Annotated in this window: 15 protein-coding genes and 1 tRNA gene; 8 read left to right on the forward strand and 8 right to left on the reverse strand. The window is 39.4% G+C overall.

Features of this window, described 5'->3' with window-relative positions; translation table 11 throughout:
- Nucleotides 1-133: 133 nt before the first annotated feature.
- Nucleotides 134-205, forward strand: a tRNA-Arg gene (locus ACVWYN_RS02240).
- A gap of 856 nt (nt 206-1,061) precedes the next feature.
- On the opposite strand, the gene ACVWYN_RS02245 is transcribed toward ACVWYN_RS02240, so the two are convergent.
- Nucleotides 1,062-2,987 (reverse strand): hypothetical protein, encoded by a 1,926-nt coding sequence (locus ACVWYN_RS02245; RefSeq protein ID WP_457287190.1) that lies wholly within the window; start codon nt 2,985-2,987, stop codon nt 1,062-1,064.
- A gap of 376 nt (nt 2,988-3,363) precedes the next feature.
- Between ACVWYN_RS02245 and ACVWYN_RS02250 the strand changes: the two genes are divergently transcribed.
- Complete coding sequence (locus ACVWYN_RS02250) at nt 3,364-7,227, forward strand: TIM-barrel domain-containing protein (RefSeq protein ID WP_457287191.1); 3,864 nt, start codon at nt 3,364-3,366, stop codon at nt 7,225-7,227.
- 14 nt (nt 7,228-7,241) lie between these two features.
- Here ACVWYN_RS02250 and ACVWYN_RS02255 read toward each other — a convergent pair whose 3' ends face one another.
- Nucleotides 7,242-8,456: a glycosyltransferase WbsX family protein gene (locus tag ACVWYN_RS02255; protein ID WP_457287192.1), complete on the reverse strand. Its 1,215-nt coding sequence runs from the start codon at nt 8,454-8,456 to the stop codon at nt 7,242-7,244.
- A 462-nt stretch (nt 8,457-8,918) separates the two neighbouring features.
- Nucleotides 8,919-10,106, reverse strand: coding sequence for an ROK family protein (locus ACVWYN_RS02260; protein ID WP_457287193.1), 1,188 nt, complete (start codon nt 10,104-10,106; stop codon nt 8,919-8,921).
- 204 nt (nt 10,107-10,310) lie between these two features.
- Between ACVWYN_RS02260 and ACVWYN_RS02265 the strand changes: the two genes are divergently transcribed.
- From ACVWYN_RS02265 to ACVWYN_RS02275, 3 genes are read left to right on the forward strand one after another with little or no spacing between them, the layout of a single operon-like run.
- Nucleotides 10,311-12,770, forward strand: a complete 2,460-nt coding sequence (locus tag ACVWYN_RS02265) for a family 20 glycosylhydrolase (protein WP_457287194.1) — start codon at nt 10,311-10,313, stop codon at nt 12,768-12,770.
- A gap of 14 nt (nt 12,771-12,784) precedes the next feature.
- Nucleotides 12,785-13,351, forward strand: coding sequence for a thiamine pyrophosphokinase (locus ACVWYN_RS02270; protein ID WP_457287195.1), 567 nt, complete (start codon nt 12,785-12,787; stop codon nt 13,349-13,351).
- Nucleotides 13,348-13,842: an N-acetyltransferase family protein gene (locus ACVWYN_RS02275; RefSeq protein WP_457287196.1), complete on the forward strand. Its 495-nt coding sequence runs from the start codon at nt 13,348-13,350 to the stop codon at nt 13,840-13,842. Before ACVWYN_RS02270 ends, ACVWYN_RS02275 begins: the two co-directional genes overlap by 4 nt.
- Nucleotides 13,843-13,848: 6 nt before the next feature.
- On the opposite strand, the gene ACVWYN_RS02280 is transcribed toward ACVWYN_RS02275, so the two are convergent.
- Both ACVWYN_RS02280 and ACVWYN_RS02285 read right to left on the reverse strand, forming a co-directional pair.
- Nucleotides 13,849-14,793 (reverse strand): M20/M25/M40 family metallo-hydrolase, encoded by a 945-nt coding sequence (locus tag ACVWYN_RS02280; RefSeq protein WP_457287197.1) that lies wholly within the window; start codon nt 14,791-14,793, stop codon nt 13,849-13,851.
- An 11-nt stretch (nt 14,794-14,804) separates the two neighbouring features.
- Nucleotides 14,805-15,890 (reverse strand): DUF4407 domain-containing protein, encoded by a 1,086-nt coding sequence (locus tag ACVWYN_RS02285; RefSeq protein ID WP_457287198.1) that lies wholly within the window; start codon nt 15,888-15,890, stop codon nt 14,805-14,807.
- Nucleotides 15,891-16,021: 131 nt separating this feature from the next.
- Here ACVWYN_RS02285 and ACVWYN_RS02290 point away from each other — a divergent pair, with 131 nt between their 5' ends.
- Together ACVWYN_RS02290 and ACVWYN_RS02295 are read left to right on the forward strand one after the other, a co-directional pair.
- The gene (locus ACVWYN_RS02290) at nt 16,022-16,339 is read left to right on the forward strand and encodes a rhodanese-like domain-containing protein (RefSeq protein ID WP_457287655.1); all 318 of its coding nucleotides are present in this window, start codon (nt 16,022-16,024) and stop codon (nt 16,337-16,339) included.
- 3 nt (nt 16,340-16,342) lie between these two features.
- Nucleotides 16,343-16,555 carry a DUF6358 family protein gene (locus ACVWYN_RS02295; protein ID WP_457287199.1) on the forward strand — a complete coding sequence of 71 codons (213 nt, stop codon included), beginning with the start codon at nt 16,343-16,345 and terminating at the stop codon, nt 16,553-16,555.
- Here ACVWYN_RS02295 and ACVWYN_RS02300 read toward each other — a convergent pair.
- The gene (locus tag ACVWYN_RS02300) at nt 16,518-17,567 is read right to left on the reverse strand and encodes a dipeptide epimerase (RefSeq protein ID WP_457287200.1); all 1,050 of its coding nucleotides are present in this window, start codon (nt 17,565-17,567) and stop codon (nt 16,518-16,520) included. The genes ACVWYN_RS02295 and ACVWYN_RS02300 overlap by 38 nt on opposite strands.
- An 85-nt stretch (nt 17,568-17,652) precedes the next feature.
- Here ACVWYN_RS02300 and ACVWYN_RS02305 point away from each other — a divergent pair, with 85 nt between their 5' ends.
- A complete protein-coding gene (locus ACVWYN_RS02305) occupies nt 17,653-18,618 on the forward strand; it encodes a hypothetical protein (protein ID WP_457287201.1) in 966 nt (321 codons plus the stop codon).
- A gap of 7 nt (nt 18,619-18,625) precedes the next feature.
- Here the strand turns inward: ACVWYN_RS02305 and ACVWYN_RS02310 are convergent, their stop codons facing one another.
- Together ACVWYN_RS02310 and ACVWYN_RS02315 are read right to left on the reverse strand one after the other, a co-directional pair.
- Nucleotides 18,626-19,243 carry a rhomboid family intramembrane serine protease gene (locus tag ACVWYN_RS02310; RefSeq protein ID WP_457287202.1) on the reverse strand — a complete coding sequence of 206 codons (618 nt, stop codon included), beginning with the start codon at nt 19,241-19,243 and terminating at the stop codon, nt 18,626-18,628.
- Between the two features lie 13 nt (nt 19,244-19,256).
- Nucleotides 19,257-20,984 carry a M14 family metallopeptidase gene (locus ACVWYN_RS02315; protein ID WP_457287203.1) on the reverse strand — a complete coding sequence of 576 codons (1,728 nt, stop codon included), beginning with the start codon at nt 20,982-20,984 and terminating at the stop codon, nt 19,257-19,259.
- Between the last annotated feature and the right edge of the window lie 9 nt (nt 20,985-20,993).

Below are 20,993 nucleotides of genomic sequence, written 5' to 3' on the forward strand. Positions count from 1 at the left end.
GATTTTATACTATTTTCTCCTGCTCTGCTTCTATAAGGTTTGTGGATTAAAACTGAATATGAGGGTATTGAAGACGTAAGTTTTATTACTATATTTGCGCCTGCAAAATCATTTTAATTGTGCTTTGCAAATGGGTCCCGTAGTTCAACGGATAGAATAGAAGTTTCCTAAACTTTAGATATGAGTTCGATTCTCGTCGGGACCACAGAGAAAAGAGAATGTGATTGTTCTCTTTTCTTTCTTTACATCGTAAGTTATAAATTTTACAGGTAAAAATTTATGTTTATCATATAACCTACTCATATGCACGAAGCCGACAATCAGTTCATGCCTTGAAAATAACTAATAAGAAAGAATACCCACAAATGTGCTAGGATTTTTTAGCACATTTACTTTTCTACTAGTACATGGTTTTTTGGGAAACTGATTTTGGCTAGACTTTGTAGTGACTCGATAAAACCGACAAAGCATCTCCATATTTTATATTTAGATAAGAGCAGAATAGCTGGAGGGAAATCCAGTGTGTTGATTTTAATTGGAGTATTTTCTTTACTTTTTGTAAAAGAATTTTGGAGGAATTTTCTGATAGTCCACTTAGGATTTGTACATCCTTAGCTGTAAGATTAATTTCATAATGATTCATAATTGTGAGCTTCGCACATTGGTAGGCCGGAATTGGCTTACGCGAGCCGTGCACATCGCTTTTAAAGATACTAAATTCTTATAGGTTGCAATAACTAACATAGGATCAGAAATTTAAATCTTTTAAACTACAGAGTTAATCCCGCTTAGCTTTAAATTGGAAGTTGATTGCTGCATGTGTGGTTAGTCCCAGTCTGGCAGCAAATAGATTGTCGGGTTTCAAACCAACATAACTGCGAAATTTTATAGCCAGCGTATCGTACATAAACGTTCAATTCAATTTCCTCCGATAAAAGGCATAGATTGTGATGAATTTTGACTTTGTTTAGTTCAAACACATCGCATTTATTGATGTCACTTGTCTGAGCTGAGGCAAATTGGTAGACCATGTAACAAGTAGGAGGTAAGAGTTATTAGTTTCATTGTGCTTTCGATGTCACAGAGGTATTGGGCACTATTTTAATGTTGTCAAATAGATTGCGGTCGTATGTGCTTGCTATGAACGCCATTCCCTTTAAACCTGATCTGTCTGTAACGGTAGTTAATTTTGTACCATCCACAAAGCCGGTTATTTCAGCTCCATTCATTTCAAGTCGGAGTTTGTGCCAGTTACCAGGCGAGAAATTAACGATTTGGCCGGAAGCTATTGTCGTATATTGCCAGTTTAATTGCCAGCGTCCATCACGCATCAAAATCCAGCGGTAACCTAGCTTGTCACGTTCAGCATATCTTCCACCGATTTCAACATCCCCACCTGCAATCAACACATCACTTTCAATGGTATAATCTTGCCAGTTAACGTCGCCAAATAGGCTATGTGGCTTAAGCAGCCAATTGTTATACCATAAAATTCCTTCATCCGGAACTGCCTGCATCAAACACATTCCACCTTTTGACCACAAGGTAGTTTCGAAGGTACCCTTTTGATCGGAAAAGTAGCGTGGTGTTTCGTTAGGTTGATAACTTTCAAAATCCTCCAGGTATGGGAAAGGGAAAGGTTTGCTTACCTGCGGGTTATTAAAAGAACCTTTTTGTTGTCCGCTGGTACTCGTAATCGTGTATATCGCGTCTGGCTCTAATACCAATTCTAGCTCATTTTTTACCAACCTGGGTGGTTTTTGTTCAATGAATTGATCTTTTTCAGTTGATTTCCATACATGGATTTTGCCTTTTTTTAAGCCGTCGCCAATTGCAAGTTTTACTTTTCGCTGGTCTCCAGTAGCAATGATTACAGACCAATCGCCTGTTTTCGGGTCTCTTAAGGCTACATGGCTTCCACGCCAGGAATCGGTTGTAAATGGACCACATGCGCTGTCCATATATACCCATCCTGGTTCAGCAAACTGGGTGGTATGGGCTACTGCCCAAACTGAAGGCCAAACATTGTAATGTCCGCTCCAAGGCTCGTCAGCTTGCATCACACCAGTATTTGCCCAGATTACCTGGTTGTAAATACCATCTAAAGGGCACCATATTTCAAATTTAGTGATGCGATCTAATGAATATAATTTATTCATAACACGGGCCAGATATAAAGCTCCTTTTCCTCCCCATTCCTGTCCAGATTGACTCCATTCTTCACTTGCCCACAATGGTTTACCAGATTGCTTTGCTTTATCTGTGGCTCTATGGTTTGTTTTCTGGTCTATCTCCCATGGGTCTCTACCGTCTACATAATGATAGCCAACTGCGCTTATAAGTTTATCAAGCTTAGGATCTTTCTCCAGCTTATCAAATATTTGCCAGAATTCACTATCATCATCTGGTGCTTGCAGTTTAACTTTGGAAAAACCATGTGCATCAAGTGTTGGTCGTAAATTATTTGCTATCCAGTTTAAATCGGTTCCCATTTCGTTTTGACCTGCTGATACCCAATTAACCTCTACGTTGTACTTTTTACGGGCCAGGTCCAGAAATGCAACAATCCATTCGGCAGATTCTTGCGAAAAACGTGTACCTACCCAGCGGGGATATGCCCAGGGTAAACAATCTAAAATTACATTCGGATTTCTCTTATGCGCTTCTGCCATTAGCCAAAGTTCATAACCCCTAGCTATTGGCGCATTCAATTCTTCGCGTGTTATCGCATGCGAAGGCTCACTGCCGCATGTTGAATTTTCACCGCTACCGATTTCAACTTTCAGGTGCTGAAAGCCGGCACCAAATTTAGGTTTGAAAAGAAAATCAAGTACTTCTGCACGTTTATTTTCTGGGTAATCTACCAGATTACGGCTAGACGCACCCGCACTTACTGCTCCAATGCCTTCAAAAACACGGCCTTTGTCGCCCGCACTTAATAAAATAGTCTGTGCGTTAACTGTAGTACACACTACTAATATTGTCAAAAAGCATAACGCATATTTTAGGCGCTTCTTGTGACTGCTTAAAAAGGATCGGGAAATTTGGAAATCGGAATATTGCCTCGAATGTGTTTTTGACATATTGTATGTATAGTTAAGACCAGGAAACCAATTGCTAGTTCCTTTATATAAAATCTATTATCTAAACTTAGGAAGGAATTTGTATAATTAAATGGATTTTGTTATTAATAAGCTGGATTATATTATTATTCATTTAAAGTGGAATAGGTAAATTCAATGAGCAGCTGGTTGACTTCCTGTGATTAAATTTAGATTACTGAAATTATGGGTAGTAATAATTTCTTATTTAATTTTTTTAGGAATTGTTATAGATTTACATTTAACGAAGCTATAATATACAATGGAAAAGAGACTATGGGATTTAAGAAAAAGTAAAAGAATCTTGTTGTTACTGGTTCTTTCATTTTTCTTTGTCCATTCCGTAAATGCGGTAACTAAGTTTGCGATACTTAATGGTGCTCCTCGGCAAGTCCCAGCCATTTTAAGTGCAAAGAAAATTAATGAGCATACCATAGCGTTATTACTTGTTGATAATAAGCGAATGCTAATTGACTTTTACAGCGACAATATATTTAGGCTTTTTCAAGATAACTCGGGTCTGCCTGTCCGAGATCCAGAAGCAAAGCCTCAAGCGAAAATTCTGGTTGACAATCCTCGGAAAACTATTTCAGCATTAAGTTTAAGTGAGAACAACGATCAAATCCAAATTGGAAATCAGCGAATAATAATCCTTTTCGATAAACAAACTAGTGAGTTTAAAGTGCTGAATGCGATAACCAAAGCTGTTATTTTAGAATTGAATAAACCAATTAGCTTTAATCCAGACCAGGTAGTAATTAGTCTGAAAGAAAACACTAATGAATATTTTTTTGGTGGAGGCGTGCAAAATGGTCGTTTCTCTCATAAAGGAAAAGTTATTTCTATTGAAAATCAAAACAGCTGGACAGATGGTGGCGTTGCTTCTCCTAGTCCTTATTACTGGTCTACCAATGGCTATGGCTTTTTATGGGATACCTTTAAAAAAGGGCAATATGATTTTGGTGCTAAAGAAAAAGGAACGGTAAAACTATCGCATGATAGTCCTTATTTGGACGTGTTTTTCATGGTTGATATTGGTGCTGGTGCATTGTTAAGCGATTTCTATCAACTCACCGGAAATCCTATACTGCTGCCTAAATTTGGTTTTTATGAAGGGCACCTTAATGCTTATAATCGCGACTTTTGGAAAGAAAATCCAAATGGGGCTTTGTTTGAAGATGGGAAAAGATATGAGGAGAGTCAAAAAGACAACAGTGGCATTAAAGAATCACTAAACGGAGAAAAGAACAATTATCAATTTTCAGCACGCGCGGTTATAGATCGTTATAAAAGAAATGATATGCCTTTGGGCTGGATCTTGCCTAATGATGGTTATGGGGCGGGTTACGGGCAAACAGAAACTTTAGACGGGAATATTAAAAATTTGAAAGAATTTGGTGATTATGCCCGTAAAAATGGAGTTGAAATAGGCTTGTGGACGCAATCAGACTTGCATCCAAAGCCTGAAGTAAGCGCGTTACTGCAGCGGGATATTCTTAAAGAAGTAAAAGATGCGGGAGTTCGGGTATTGAAAACAGATGTGGCATGGGTGGGTGCAGGTTACTCTTTCGGTTTAAATGGTGTGACCGATGTCGCGCAAATTATGCGAAATTACGGAAATAATAGTCGCCCTTTTACCATCTCATTAGATGGTTGGGCCGGTACACAACGTTATGCTTCAATTTGGTCTGGCGATCAAACTGGTGGAGTTTGGGAATACATTAGGTTCCATATTCCTACCTATATTGGCTCTGGATTATCCGGACAGCCAAATATTACGTCTGACATGGATGGTATTTTCGGTGGTAAAAACCCAGTTATCAACATTCGCGATTTTCAATGGAAAACCTTTACTCCTATGCAGTTGAATATGGATGGATGGGGTTATGATCCTAAGTATCCACAAGCTTTGGGAGAGCCGGCGGCGTCTATCAACCGTAATTATTTAAAGTTAAAATCTGCGCTCATTCCTTACACCTATAGCATCGCAAAAGCTGCTGTAACTGGCCTACCTATAATCAGAGCAATGTTTTTGGAATATCCCAATGCCTATACTTTTGGGCAGGCTACTCAATATCAGTATTTGTATGGTTCTGATTTCTTAATAGCTCCAATATATCAGTCCACCAGGTCAGATGAAGAAGGGAATGATATCAGAAATGGCATTTATCTACCGAAAGGTTTATGGATCGATTATTTTTCAGGTGAAATCTATGAGGGTAGTCGAGTTATTAATAATTTCGATGCCCCATTATGGAAATTACCTGTATTTGTTAAAAGTGGGGCTATTATTCCAATGACCAACCCTAATAATAATGTATCAGAAATAAATAGAGGAAATCGCACCTACGAATTTTATCCAAGGGGAAGAAGCTCATTTATTGAGTATGATGATGATGGAATTACAGAAGCCTATAAAACCGGCACAGGTGTCACAACCTTGATTACTTCTTCTCTTGATCAGCAAAACACACTCCGCTTACTGGTCCAGCCTACTAAAGGTAGTTTTACCGGGTTTATAAGACTAAAAGCAACGGAGTTTAAGATTAATATTACAGAAAAACCGAAAAGCATTTCAGCAAAAATTGGAGCAAAAACCGTTCGCCTGCTGCAGGTAAGTAGCATGGCAGACTATAAAAGTAAATCGAATGTTTACTATTACGATGCCGCGCCTAATTTTAATGCATTTGCAACAAAAGGAAGCAACTTCGAGAATAAAGTGCTAGCAAAAAACCCCCAGTTGCTGGTAAAACTGGAAGTTACCGATGTGAGTAAGAACTCCGTGTCTGCAATAATTAACGGATTCAAATTCAGTCCTGTCGAAAAGTATCGTTTATCTGTTGGGTTGCTTACTGCTCCATCAAATGTTGGTGTTAGCGCAGAAAATCGTGAAGCATATTCTTTAAAGCCTGCCTGGAAAAAGGTTAAAAATGCTGATTTCTATGAAATTGAATTTAACAACATGCTTTATAGTACCATAAAAGATACATCTCTTCTATTTGATGCATTAAAGCCTGAAACAGCATATGTCTTTAAGCTCCGGGCAGTAAATAAAGCTGGACATTCTGAATGGACAGAATTTAAAGGGATTACAAAAAATAACCCGTTGGAGTTTGCAATTCCAGGAATAGTTGGACAAACTTCTGTGGAAAACCAGGATGATGCAGATGTAGACAAGCTCTTTAATTTTGATGAGGCCGATATGTGGCATACCAAATGGGGCGTAAAGGCAGTTCCGTTTGATTTGATCGCCGACCTAAAATCGATTAATCAGTTAGATAAGATTCATTATCTGCCACGCGCGGGAAGAGGTAATGGTATATTGTTAAAAGGTAATGTTTATTATAGCAATAACAAAGAAGATTGGACTCAGGCCGGTAACTTTGACTGGGCTAGCAGTGATGCCGTAAAAATATTTAGTTTTGATAAGCATCCCACCGCACGTTATATTAAGCTAAGCATAACCGATGGCATAGGTAATTTCGGGTCGGGTAGGGAATTATATGTGTTCAAAATGCCGGGTACAGAAAGCCTTGTCCCTGGCGACATAAATAACGACCATTTAGTGGATAGAAACGACTTCATTTCTTACACCAATTATACAGGCTTACGTAAAGGTGATGCTGATTTTGATGGGTATGTGAGCAATGGCGACGTCAATAAGAACAACCTTATTGATGCTTATGATATTTCTGTAGTAGCTACTCAATTAGATGGTGGTGTAACGGATAATAACACTGTTAAAATTTCAGGAAAGATCGAATTAAGCACAGCTAAACAAAGCTATAATCAAGGTGAAACAATAGAGATTTTAGTAAAGGGAATAAATCTAAAATCAGTTAATGCCATAAGTTTTGCCCTGCCTTATAACCAAAACGATTATGAATTTGAAACAGTACAAGCCAGGGAAGTTAAGGGTTTTGAAAACTTGACGAACGATAGGCTGCATACCAATGGCACTAAGGCTTTATACCCCACTTTTGTAAACATTGGCAATAAGGCGGTTGTGGAAGGTAGTGTAGATCTTTTTGTTTTGAAATTTAAAGCTAAACGAAAAGTTAAGTTTGACCTTAAAGCAATTGATGGATTTCTGGTTGATAAGAACCTGAAGACGGTCAGGTTTTGAGTATACTGAATAACCTATTTGTCATCAACGAAAACTCTTTTCACCGCATTGAGATAACCATATCCAAATACATTATCAGGCTGTAAATAGCTGGTTTCAGTCCATTCGTTCCAGCTGTTAATTGTGATTAGCGGAGCCTGTTTTGGATGTGCATCAACATAGGCTTTTGCCATCCTTAGCCCCTTTTCAAAGTTCTCTGGTGTATTGTTTTTTACCACTGCGCTGTGCCCTGTACGCGGACTATTGTCCCAGCCCACGCTTATATGTGGATAGTAAGTAAATTGAAAAGCGGTATCAATTCTTGCCCATTCTTTCTTAACTACTTCCAATATATTCAGGTAATCATCATTAACATTGGCAAAGTGTACAAACTGATAATGTGTTGCGCTGGTAAATCCTAACTTTTTAACAAATGCATTTTCTGGATTCTTCGTCTTGCCACCGTCGAACCCACTATAATTCGTGTTGATAGACCACATGGTCAGCTGTAAATCCAGACCAGGAAAGCCAGCTCTTTTAGTTTCTTCCTTAAACCATTTTAATGCATCAGCCGCCTGATCTACTCCTCCTAATCCCTCAATTAGCTGGGGAAGATCGTAGATCATGAAAACAGGTTTGCCATCAATTTTATAGTATTGGGGAAGTTTAAAGTACTTGTTGATGTTGCGTTTACAGATCTTTTCAAATTCTGGGCGACTGACCTTTCCTGTCCATATGACATTGTTCTCATTGTATTTATTTAAACGGGTATCCCAAGTGTTTACCACATCGTGATTAGCCCACATTAGGTAAAACTTCATATCGCTTGAATTGTCAGCTTTAAGAAAACCATTGTCAAGTGTCGTCTCCATAAATGGTCGTCCATCATACCAATACCAATCGAATATAAACACATTCACGCCATGTTTAACAGCCTGATTAATCTCCATTGACATCACCGCAGGATCTGACTCGTTTACTGGCCCCCATAATGGTATACGGTTCCAATAGTGCCCTGGAAATCTCTGCTGCATAGATGTTACTGTTTCCCATTCGCCATTACCTGCTGGCCAAAATGGGCGTAAACGCGGATCATCGCTTACATATGCAGGGTATAAAAATGCAGCAACATCATATTTTTGCTTTTTCTGGACAGATTTAGTTTGTGCCAAAATAGATGTGTAGGAAAGCAATACCAGCATACCCAGCCTAAAATTCAACGATAAGTTAAGTGTAAATTTTAATCTCATGAGAAATATTTGGTTAGCCAGAAAATGGCGCTGATCAAATCTATTTTCTTTTTCCATATTATCCATCATGTACTGTCATGTTAATTGCTAAAAAAAATGCGCTAGTTTACGGCCAGTTTGTTGTTTTTCTCTCTGGTTTAATATTAACTTTATTGAGGGTTTAAATTTCAGGATCTACAGTTGATACATGTTTATACGGTTAATGTTAAAATTTTGCTTATTTATCTTAGCGACTCTAATGCCATTTGCGCTTTTCGGCCAGCAGAAATTGAAACACACAGCCGGGTCAATCTTTTATTATCTTCAATAAAGATTATATACGTGAGCAAATAAGGTGAAACTTGATGATAAGGCATCAGATGCACTCGTTTTCTGCAAGGCAAATAAAATGAATAGCAGGTATTGTATACTTGTTGATATGGCGCTGTGGATTTATAAATAGTTGACGAATATAGATTAAATCTATTGGTCTTTATGGAAGTTTTCCATAACAAGAATAGCAGCTCCAATCAGCTCTGCATCAAATCCGATTTCAGAGATAAGAATTTCAGTTTCACTTGCCAGTCGGGGGATGCAATATTTGTTTAGTGCCTGCTGTATCGGGGCAAGTATCAATTTAGCAACCTTTACTCCCCGACCACTGATCACTATAACTTTTGGATTCATTATATGAATCAATATAGAAAGGGCCCTTCCAATCTTAAAGCCGGCTTCAGAAAGTAGCTCAACTGCAAACTGATCTCCTTTCAGCGCAAGATCCATTAGTGCGTTCCCGACATCTAAATTTGATTTTTCAGGGTTATTTTGAAAACCAGAAATACGGCCGTTTTCAACGCCAACTATAGCTTTCCCAGCCACAGCCAGTAAAGACGCTTCTGCTTCAAGGCAACCCTGCTTACCGCAAGAGCATAATGCACCATCTTCAACAATTGGTATATGGCTAACTTCACCTGCAAAGCCAGCATGCCCCCTAAAAAGATCGCCATTAATGATCATTCCAAGACCGATCCCCCAACTCAGGTTAATGACCATCACATCTTTAATAAATCTGGCTATCCCAAATTTTAACTCAGAAAGAGCAATCAAGCTACTGTCGTTATCTATAAATACAGGTAGGCCTATTGCATCAGTGATATGATCAGGAATACTTTTATTTCCAGAACTGAGATATGTGTAGTTTATTCCTTCGTTAATATTGATAAAGCCGGGCATTCCAATACCAATTCCAATCACTTTTTCCTTGTCTACACCATGTTGATCTATGTGATTTTTAATGATAGTGGTAAGGATATTTAATGAGTCAGGATTGTTCCTTAAATCCAGGTCAAAACCAGCTACCGGAGTTATATAATTGTTCAATAGGTCTACAGTAACAATCCTGGTCGAAAGCTGGTCCATTGCAACGGCTACAATAAATAATCGGTCTGATTTTGCTGCATACATTAAAGGGCGCCTACCTCCGCTGGAAGGTGCATAACCTTGCTCTATAACAAGTCCCATGGTTATTAAATGGTTGAGCGACTTGGTTACCAAGGGAATGCTTTTAGCTGTTTTCAGACTCAGTTCTGCGCAAGACAATAACTTTCCGTAGTACAGCTGCTGAATAATTTCAGCATACAGCTTTGAAGTTTTTTTATTGGTATTAAACAATATAATTTTTTAAGGTAGGCCACAAAAATAATGTTTAATAAACTTAAACTTAATATTTAACAACAGAATTAATCTTTTTTAAAGGACCTTTTTTTATTAGGTTTGAGAACTTGGCTTATGCATTGCTAATCTTATTTTTAATCGGGCGACTGGAGAAAATAAACAATCGCATAAATTTTAATAATTTAGTTAGAATAGTAAAATATGAAGTTATATTTCCTCCTAATTCTTCTGTTTGTATTCCATTTTTCTTATGCTCAAAAGAAGCCACTTTTCGATTCCAAAGGATTAAAAATTACCTGGGAAACTGTAGAGAACAACTACAAAGGTACTGGCGAAACCTACTCCAAATTAACCCTTACTAACTTTGGCAAGGAAGTCTTTCCTGCAAAAGGTTGGGTAATTTATTTTAATGCAGCGAATCCAAAGAGCTTAACCGAGGAGAATCCAGCGCTTAAAATCGAACAAATCAATGGCGATTTTTTTAAAGCTACACCAGGAAAATCCTTTAAAGGACTAGCTCCCGGTAAATCTGAAATGGTACAATTGCTGTCAAGGGATCTTATTAAAAGGACTGATTTGCCAAGGGGATTTTATATTGTTTTCGATAGCAAGCCTGCTGATCCAAGGGCTTTGATTTATGAAGCAGTTACGGCAATTGATTATAAGGAACAGCAAAAGGCACTATCGGAGCAAACATTCGCAGACAATGCCATTATTGAAGACATACCAATAAACCTACTTCCATCGATATTTCCTACACCTTTAAGCACTAAAAAAACTAAGGATATTTTTAGTTTTAGTAAGCTTACAAAAATTATAACAGATCCTATTTTCAACAAGGAGGCTGCATATTTATCAGACGAGATCGAAAAGATATTTGATTTCCGCCCAATTATGGGTACTACAGAAAAACAGAATGTAATTATTCTGCAAAAACTTTCCCTAAGCTCCAAGCAAGCGTATAAACTGCAAATTACATCAAATGAAATCATTATCGGGGCTTCAGGCAATGAGGGTATATTTTATGGGATTCAATCCTTAAAAAATTTAATCCCCCCCGCTGCCTGGTCGGTTAAGCAAGAGTCTGTTAACATACCTGGTTTGATGGTAAGTGATGCACCGCGCTTTTCGCACCGCGCATTTATGATGGATCTGGCCAGAAATTTTCAGTCTAAAGCTGAGATTTTAAAGGTAATAGATATGATTTCCCTTTATAAACTCAATGTGTTGCATTTGCACCTTAATGATGATGAAGGCTGGAGAATAGAGATACCAGGCCTTCCTGAATTAACGGATGTGGGTGCTAAAAGGGGACATACACTCACGGAAAAAGATAACCTGATACCATCTTATGGATCAGGACCTATTGCAAATGCAAATTCTGGCAGCGGCTATTTATCCAGGGTAGATTATATAGAAATTCTAAAGTATGCTGCGGTGAGGCACGTAGCCGTTATTCCTGAATTTGAAACCCCGGGACATGCAAGAGCAGCCATAAAATCAATGGATGCCAGGTATGAAAAGTTATTGAAGGCTGGAGATGAAATCGGCGCAAAAAAATACTTGTTAAGAGACCTGGAAGATCAATCTGAATACCGTTCTGTACAAGGATGGAATGATAATGTGATCAATCCCGCGTTACCTTCAGTTTATAGTTTTATAGAGAAAATAGCTGATGAAACGCTTTCTATGTATAAAGAAGCTGATGCGCCCTTGGCAACCATTCATTTTGGAGGAGACGAGGTACCCACTGGAGTTTGGGAGAAATCTCCTGCAGTACTTGCCCTTTTAAAAGCAGATACGTCAATTAAATCGGTCGACGAGATTTGGCACTATTACTTTAAAAGACTCAACGGGGTATTAAAATCAAGAAACTTATACCTGTCAGGCTGGGAAGAGATTGGCTTAAAAAAGGCTGTGGTAAATGGTCAAAAGCAAATGGTATTGGACGCCCGTTTTGCCAATGAAAACTTTCATGCTGATGTTTGGAATAACCTGCCGCCCAATGAAGACCTTGCTTATAAACTGGCAAATGCAGGGTACAAAGTTGTGCTAACAAACGTTACCAATATGTATGTAGATCTAGCCTATAATAAAGCTTTTGATGAGCCCGGGCAATACTGGGGTGGTTATGTAGACATGAATAAGCTTTTCGGTTTCATTCCATTCGGTACTAAAGGTGCTTTAACAGAGCAGGGTAAGCTGAATATTGTAGGTTTGCAGGCCCCACTCTGGAGTGAAATTATCAGCACCGAGTCGCAATTGGAATACCTGATGCTACCAAAATTATTTGGGCTGGCCGAGCGCAGTTGGGCGCCTAATCCAGAATGGGCAACAGAGAAAGACGCAAAAAGGGCGACATCCTCCTATAATTATGCATGGTCTGAATTTGTTAATGTATTAGCTAAGAAGGAATTACCAAGGCTTGATTATTATAGTGGCGGCTTCAGTTACCGTATTCCATCGCCGGGATTGGTGTTAGCAGATGGTAAAGTAAGCGCAAATTCGCAGCTTCCGGGCTTTGAGATCAGATATACTACTGATGGCTCAGTTCCTACAAAAAACAGTAAATTATATACAGAACCGATAACGGATCTTAAAAACCTTGCATTTAGGACATTCAATAAATCCGGACGTGGCAGTAAGACCGTTAAATTCTAAGTATCTTCGCTGTTATGTCTTCACATCATATTGTTAGAGAGAAGCAGGAGCCTGCATTATATATTCATAATCTGGGTAACTTTAATGAAGAGTTCCTTGGTCAATTGTTGGAGTGGAGCCCCACGTTAATTGTAAATGCTGCGGAGTATGAAAAGGTAATTAGCCTTGGCTTAAAAGTAGATGTCGTGGTTGGTGGTTCTTTAGATGTCTCTTATTTTCAGGAGAATACCAAGGTTATAAATGCCTCTTCAAATAACCTTCATGCGGTTGTGGATCACCTCATTTCTGAGAAATATCCTGCAGTGAACATCATTAATAACCTCAATTCATTACCTGAACTTATTGATGCGCTTTCCAAGATTGATATTGTTGTCTTCACCGCGTTTGTTAAATCATACGCCATCCGCACAGGTTTTAAGGTCTGGAAACCCGCAGGGAATCTTTTTAATGTGTCGCCTGAAATACCTTTTACTTGCAGGAACTTGTCTCCTCTACAAGACGGGCAGTATCGGGTTATTGTTGATGGCTTTGTAGAATTTACATTTAACTCCCCATATTTGTTAATCAGCGAACCATTATGATTGTTTTAAGAACAGCAAAAGAAAAGGATATTGAAATCATCCAGCACATTGCCAACAATACTTGGTATGATACTTATAGCAGTGTCATCACAGATGAACAAATTAAGTATATGCTCAACAAGATGTATAATAAAGGGGAGCTTTTATCGCAACTCCAGGGAGGCCATACATTTTTGATTGCAGAAGAAAATAGTAAGGATCTCGGCTACGCCGGATATTCTATTGCTGATCCAGCATTGAAAACCTACAAGCTTCATAAATTATACGTTTTGCCCGCAGCTCATGGTAGGGGAATTGGAAAGCTGCTGATCAATGAAGTTTTTGATCTGATTAAAAAGGAAGGCGGAACTGCGGTGCAACTTAATGTAAACAGAAATAATAAAGCAGCAAGCTTTTACCAGTCGGCTGGTTTTGTAATTAAAGAAACCGTAGACCTGGATATCGGCAACGGTTTCTTCATGAACGATTATGTTATGGAAAAGGCGATCTAAGCTTTTCTATTCCTTTATTAGCTTCGGAATTCTTATAGGGGTATCAATACCTTTTACAATGGTGATGGCACTTCTTGCAATTCCTTTAATAGTCGATAAAATATTTTCTACATCTAATGAGCTAAACTCATCTTTTACGGTATGGTATAGTTTATCAATATCTATCTGATCGGTACTGATGGTATGGGCAGGGACACCAAGTGCCGCCAATGTTGCATTATCGCTGCGGTAAAAAAGATTCTGCTCAGGATAAGGATCCGGATGGAAGGTAAATGCTGTACCCTCCAGGTTTTTTTGAAGAATCTGGCCGAAGTCTGACTTATCATATCCGGTAATAAAAGCCGTGTTCTGTCCAAACTTACTGGTCTTGCCAATCATTTCAATGTTAAACATGGCAGTCACATCGTCGGGATTAAGCTTTGATGAGAAATACTTTGCACCGAAGCCGCCAATTTCCTCTGCAGTAAAGGCAACAAAAATAAGTGTGCGCTCATTATTGTTTAGCTTTTTATAATATTTCGCCAAGGCAATCACGGCCGTAGTTCCAGAAGCATCATCGTCTGCGCCATTCGCAATACTATCCTGTGCATCTCCTATTACAATACCAAGGTGATCGTAATGGCCGGAGAATACAACAATTTCGTTTGCTTTACTTTTGCCAGGTATCATTCCTGCCACGTTAAATAGCGGTTTGCCATCTTTCTCAAAAGATTGTCTAAATCCTGTTTCGCCCGTGAGCGGTTGAAGCCCGATACTTTTAAACTCCGATTCTATAAATTTTGCAGCTTTATCAATACCTGGTGAAAACGTTGCTCGACCTTCCATTTCATCACTGCTCAGGGTTTTAATCAGCCGCTCTACGTAATCTTTAGTAATGATTTTATCTATGTTTTGAGCGTAACTTTGATGACTAATGAATAAGGCTGATAGGAGGTAGAGGACTTTTTTCATACTTGTAAATACTATAATGAGTTCAATTTATTTTTTCGTTGGTTAATGGCTGTTGAAACGCGGGTATCATGAACGCCATTAATCACCGTTACTTCAAAATCTTTGTCTTTATCAGACTCATGGACTTGTGCCGCTTCTATATTTGATATGGAGTTATCATAGGGGCCTCTGGAGCTCATCAGCTTAACAAATACCGGAAGGCATTCAAAAAAGATAAACAGTAATCCGATAAAAGTTACAGCAAGTGAAGTATCCGTGTCTCTTGTTCCATTTGGATTAAAGCTAAGTTGCCCAAGTGCCCAGTTTCGGTCTGCAAATCCTGCAATGGAAGCCAAACTATCCAACTGTTTTCCAGTAAACAATCGCTCATTCATCATTCCATCAAACTGTTTGCGGTCCAGCACAAAACCTTCCAGTCTGCGCACCGATGAAGACAGGGTATCCAAATCCTTTTGTCGCTGTTGTAACTCAGTATCTTTTCTTTTGGCATATGGACCATACCCCATTACACCAGAGGTCTCAGTGGTCTTGTTGCCAAATATCTCGAAGTTCAGCTTTTGTCGATCAGACTTTATGGCGCTTTCCATAGAATCACGCTGCGCCTTAGTTTCATTAAGCTTACCTATTTCAATTTTGTATTTATTGTCGAACGCCAGGTTAAGCGTATCTATTTTAGCACGCTGGTTGTTCAGGTAACTAACTTTAAGGCGCTCCCTAATCTCTTTGTCGAAAATCTTCAACTCAAGTGGCCGGGATATCACCATACCGATCATAATGGCTAGCAAGATCCTTGGGGTAGCTTGCAGAATTTGCTTTCCGTTGCTCGCGCTCTTGTTAATGCTGGAAACAATATACCTGTCCATATTAAAAATGGCAAGGCCCCAGATCAGTCCAAAAAGGACAGCAAAAAGTAAAGCGGCAGGGTCTCCCTTAAAGACAAAGTACATGGCATATCCGCCAGAAAGCGTAGCAAATAGCCCGGTAAAGAAAATGGTAGCACCAATACCGATATATTTATTTTGTTCGGTAGGATGTTTCTCCAGCGTAGCCATGTGCGCGCCAGAACAAAACCAAAAGAATCTGGATATAGAATTCATAAGTATTAAACGCCCGAACTACCTAGTTGTTACAGTTTTGCAACCAGAATTTGTTTGTTTACGGCAGTCTGACTAACTATTATTAGAAACTAGCTAGTATTCGTATCTTTGAAAAAAATCCAAGTGTTATGATTAAGGAAATAACGGTTCAAGAACTAAAAGATAAAATAGACAATAAAGAAGATTTTCAGCTGATCGATGTTAGAGAAACTTTCGAATACGAAACGTCTAACCTTAACGGAGAAAATATTCCTTTGGGAGGTATTCTATTAGAGACAGACAAGATTGCTACTGATAAGCCCGTTATTGTACAATGTAAAAGTGGTAAGAGAAGTGCCGCTGCAATAATGCAACTGGAACAACAGTTGGGATTAACAAATTTGTATAACCTTAAGGGAGGTATTCTTGCCTGGAAGGAAGAATTTGATCCTGAGATGCAGGTTTATTAAACGATGAAGAAGCAGATCGCCTTAAATGTATTTTATAACCTCGGACTGATCGTTTCAGTCTGCGGGTTATTCTGGGCCTTTAAAAACAACAATTACCTGATCATGGCTTTGTTTGTAGCCGCATCAGCTTTTTTTCTATATCTGAAAATCCAGCTTATAAAGGATGTTCGTTCCACACTTAAGAGTGAGGAAAAGAGTAAGGGAAAAGAGCTGTAGGAACTCCCTGCAAGCCCAATCCTGGAAGCTCTTCCAGTAAATATTTGCCGTCTTTTAGTTCAGGATCTTTAAAGGGATTATTGGTCGTTAACCATGGCCCGTCAAGATCTGCCCAATCGCACAGCGGCGCCAGCGCAATTCCTGCCAAAGTAGCGCAGGATGTTTCGCTCATACAGCCAATCAATACTTTCATACCCAATGACCGGGCTTTCAAAATCATTTGATGTCCTTCATACATGCCCGTGCTTTTCATTAATTTCATGTTTATACCATGATATACACCTTTCAGTTCGTCCATATCTGCCAGTCTTTGCACTGCTTCATCAGCCAGTATTGGGATAGGACTCCTTTCTGTTAACCAGGCATTTCCATCACGGTTTAATTTGTCCATTGGTTGCTCAATCAATCTTGCGCCCTGATCGTGCAGCCAGTATATTAAATCAATGGCCTGCGCTTTATCTGTCCAGCCCTGGTTGGCATCTACATATAGCGGGAGGTCGCTTACAGATCTAATGGTATTGATCAGCTCCTTGTCGTTGTCCCTTCCTAGTTTTATTTTTAAAACTTTAAAGTCTCTGGCTTCAGCAATCTTTTTACGGATTATTTCGGGTTCATCTATTCCTATAGTATAACAGGTTACCGGCATTTTTGAAGGTTCAGCGCTATAGATTTCGTAGCAGGGCTTTCCTTGCATCTTCCCGTTAATGTCATTTAGCGCAATGTCTATTGATGCTTTAATGGCAGGATGCCCGGTTTCTATATCGTCCAGGTAAGATAGGATGGCTTTAAAATCAAAAGGATAGCTAAACCTATTCCACTCTACCTGCTTTAAAAAACGTGTTGCAGTTTCAAAACTTTCACCCATGTACGGTACCATTGAAGCCTCGCCGTAACCATCAATACCTTCGTGGGTTAACTTTAATAACATAACCGGGGTATTGGTTCTGGAGAATTTTGCAATAGAGAATGCGTGCTTCAATTCTAATAGGTAGGGCTTGTAAACTGCTTGCATGATCTTTCGCTTTGTTCCGTAATGCTAAAGTTAACGATCATTTATCATAGCTTTGCAGGCAAACAGATTTAATATTGCTCCCCTAATGAACAGTACCATATATCAGCCTTTTAAAAACTTCGACTTCAAATACAAGAACTGCTTTTTAAGTGGGGATACTTTTTCTACGCCCATCGTTGAAACGCCGATCTTACCACAATGGCTTCTTGAAGTGGCCAACTATAGCGGCGAAGAGCAAATTAAGCTGCTGGACGAGAGCATCAGGAGTTACAATTCATTAAAGGTTCCGGTAAATGAAGAAGTGCTCCAGCATTTTATCACTCCGCTGGAAGAAAAGATTGCTTCCGCATTTGCGATAGGGTATAAGGCCGTCTCCGAACTGGAGGAGGTGGATCTTTTCCGTTGGATAGGCAAGTTCATGTACGGGTTATTGTATGTGGAAATGCACGCCGCGGTAAAGCAGCAACAAATTAGTGAAGATGGGATCAACATGTCGCAAGGCCTGATGCACAAATTCGGGAATTTGCACACCATGATTCAAGGAATCTATACCAGTGTGGTATTTGAAGATTTCAAACCCTGGTCTATCCTGGTATTACCATTGGAGCAGACAGATACATCTTTCAGTTTCAGGGATGAAATCAATACCCTTACTTTCTCCTTAAAGCTAAAGGATTTTGCTATCATCGCCATACTTCAGGATAACGGCACCAATAAAAGATATCACCAGGAAATACTGGACCAGATTGGGACTACACCATTAAGCCCACAACAGCTAGAAGAGCTCACAGCCCGTTTTTATTACTCGGCTTACCTGTTTAACCGCCTCCCTGAATATACCATATTACCTGTAGAAGGTGCTATCTATGTGGATGCGATGCCGCTAAGAGGTACGCTCAATAAGGCATTGTTCGATCACTGGCAACATAAAACGTATGCACAGGTGCTGCAGGATTTTTGGAAGCCATGGGGACATACCTTATTCGAGATCATTAAAGACCCAACTCATCCAATCAGCTATTTTAACCCAGCATCACTGCCCGAAAACTAGAAATCTGTTAGCCTATTTTTGCAGCAATCTGGTGTAGAAAGTTAGGGATTACACCAGGTATCAATAGTATGGTCAAGATAATTCCTGCAATCGCCCCAAAAAAGTGTGCATCATGGTTAATGTTATCTCTGGCTTGCTTGGATGCATACACACAATAAAAAAGGTATAGCGGGCCAAAAGCTATCGACCAAATACCAAATGGGATAGGCATAATGTACATCTGTGAGAACGGCTGAAATAAGATATAGCTAAACAACACCGCACTTATTGCACCAGACGCGCCCAAGCTGTGGTACCAAGTATCATTCTTATGCTTAAAAACCGTAGGCAAATCGCTGGCCACTAAACTCACAAAATAAAGAATAGCGAAATTTACAGAGCCGATCATGCTTTCCAATGCAAAGCCAAATGAGAAGAAGGTAAACATGTTAAATAGAAGGTGCATCCAATCGGCATGTATAAAGCCGCTGGTGATTAACGTATAGATTTTATGCCTACGGGAAACGTTATATGGGCTTAGTATAAATCTGGCCATCACGCTATGGTCGTTAAAAGCATAAATGCTGGTAACAACAGTAAAAATTAAGATAAAAGAGGCTACTGGTGTGTTATTGATGAAATCCATTTATTTTGTTAATTTATTGGTAATCTTTAAGCAATCGGGCAATGGGGTAACGGTTGTAGGTTTTCTCGAAATAGTCGGAGTTTTTATAAACAAAGTCGAGTTGTGCTGCCGCACTTTGTGCCAGCTCTTTATTTTTAAGCTTTTCTTCTTCCAGGCGTTTTCTAAGTTCAGGGTCTTTCTTTAGCAATTCTGCTGCGGTATCCTCAAAAACGTAGGCAGAAAAATGCTCTTTCATGCTCAATATGGAGTCAAAAAAGTTCCAGTTAAAAAAAGAGTCCATCGCCTGTGGCTCCAGTGTTTCTACAATATACCGGTTGGCTGGCTGGTTTACATACACAACGTAGTCGCCGGCATAAAATTGCAGAAATTGCTGTACCGACTTTAATTTTACTGCTGAGTGAAGGTAATGGCCTTCAAATGGTTTGGCACCAGTTTTATAATCATCAATATAATACAATTCCACATCAAGCTTTTTGTCCGAATGCAATGGAGTTACTTTTACCCTATTCAATTTTAGCAGCTCAATTACTTTTGTCCACCCCTGCGGGATGATGTAGGCCACCGGCTTGCTTACAACGGTTGTGGCAATAAAGTTATTCCAGTATTTAATGGGCTTGGTATAAGGCGCGTTGCGGTCATAATACAATCGATCCTGGCCACTCACCTCACTGGGCTTTTGCTTTGCAGCGAAGCCTTTAAAATCAAATAGGTCAAATGTTTTCTCGTCCAGCTTCCATTCTACCGGAAAATCCTTTTGTTCCGCTACTGAAGCATCCGCTTTTACTTTGTTTTCCCCAATCAATTTGGCATCCCTCGCTACCAGGTCAATATAAATTTGCAGCAATTTATAAGTAGCATCAACGCGTTTATCGTAGGTCTTTAGCATGTGGGTTTCCGGCATAAAACCAATGGTATTGTGTAAGGTAGTGTAACCTGTAGAATACCTTGGCGATTCCAAAAACCCAGTGATTCCTGCATCCGGAGTTTCTTCCACAGAATTTACATAGGGCGTCATCTCATAACCCACCTTTTTCATCTCTGTGTATAGCGCAGGAATCATTTCACCCGTCATATACGCCGACAGAATGGGATTTAGCTTGTCCTTATGGGTAGGGATGAGCGTCATCGTATATTGATAGTCGGCCCCATTGCTGGTGTGCGTATCTACAAATACCTCAGGCTGCCAGGTATTAAAAATTTCCTGAAAAGCCAACGAGTTTTTTGAATCTGATTTAATGAAATCCCTGTTCAGGTCGTAGTTTTTGCTGTTGCCCCTAAAGCCATAGGCAAGCGGACCGTTTTGATTGGCTCTTGAAGTGCCCGTTCTGTTAAAACTACCGTCGATGTTATACACAGGAACAATACAAATCACCACATCTTTCGGTATCAGATTGGCTTTAAGTAAATCCCTGGCCAACATCATACTTGCGTCAATACCTTCAGGCTCTCCGGGATGGATGCCATTGTTGATCAGCAAAACACGTTTATTCAGTTTCTTGATCTCTGCAGGACTAAATATCTTATCCTTAGACAATACTAACAGGTGCAAAGGCTGACCGAAATCGGTAGTTCCGTAAGTTAGCAACCTGGCCTGTGGATAGGTTTTTGCTAAAGCCTCATAATGTTTAATGGCCTGGTTATAGGTTGCAGTTTCAGTTTTTCCGCTGATTTCATAGGGAGTTAGTTGGGCTGAAGATTCCATTGCTGAGAAAAGAATAAAGTAAAGGAATAATAGTCTCATTGGCTGGGA

Source organism: Pedobacter sp. UYP24, from assembly GCF_054057295.1.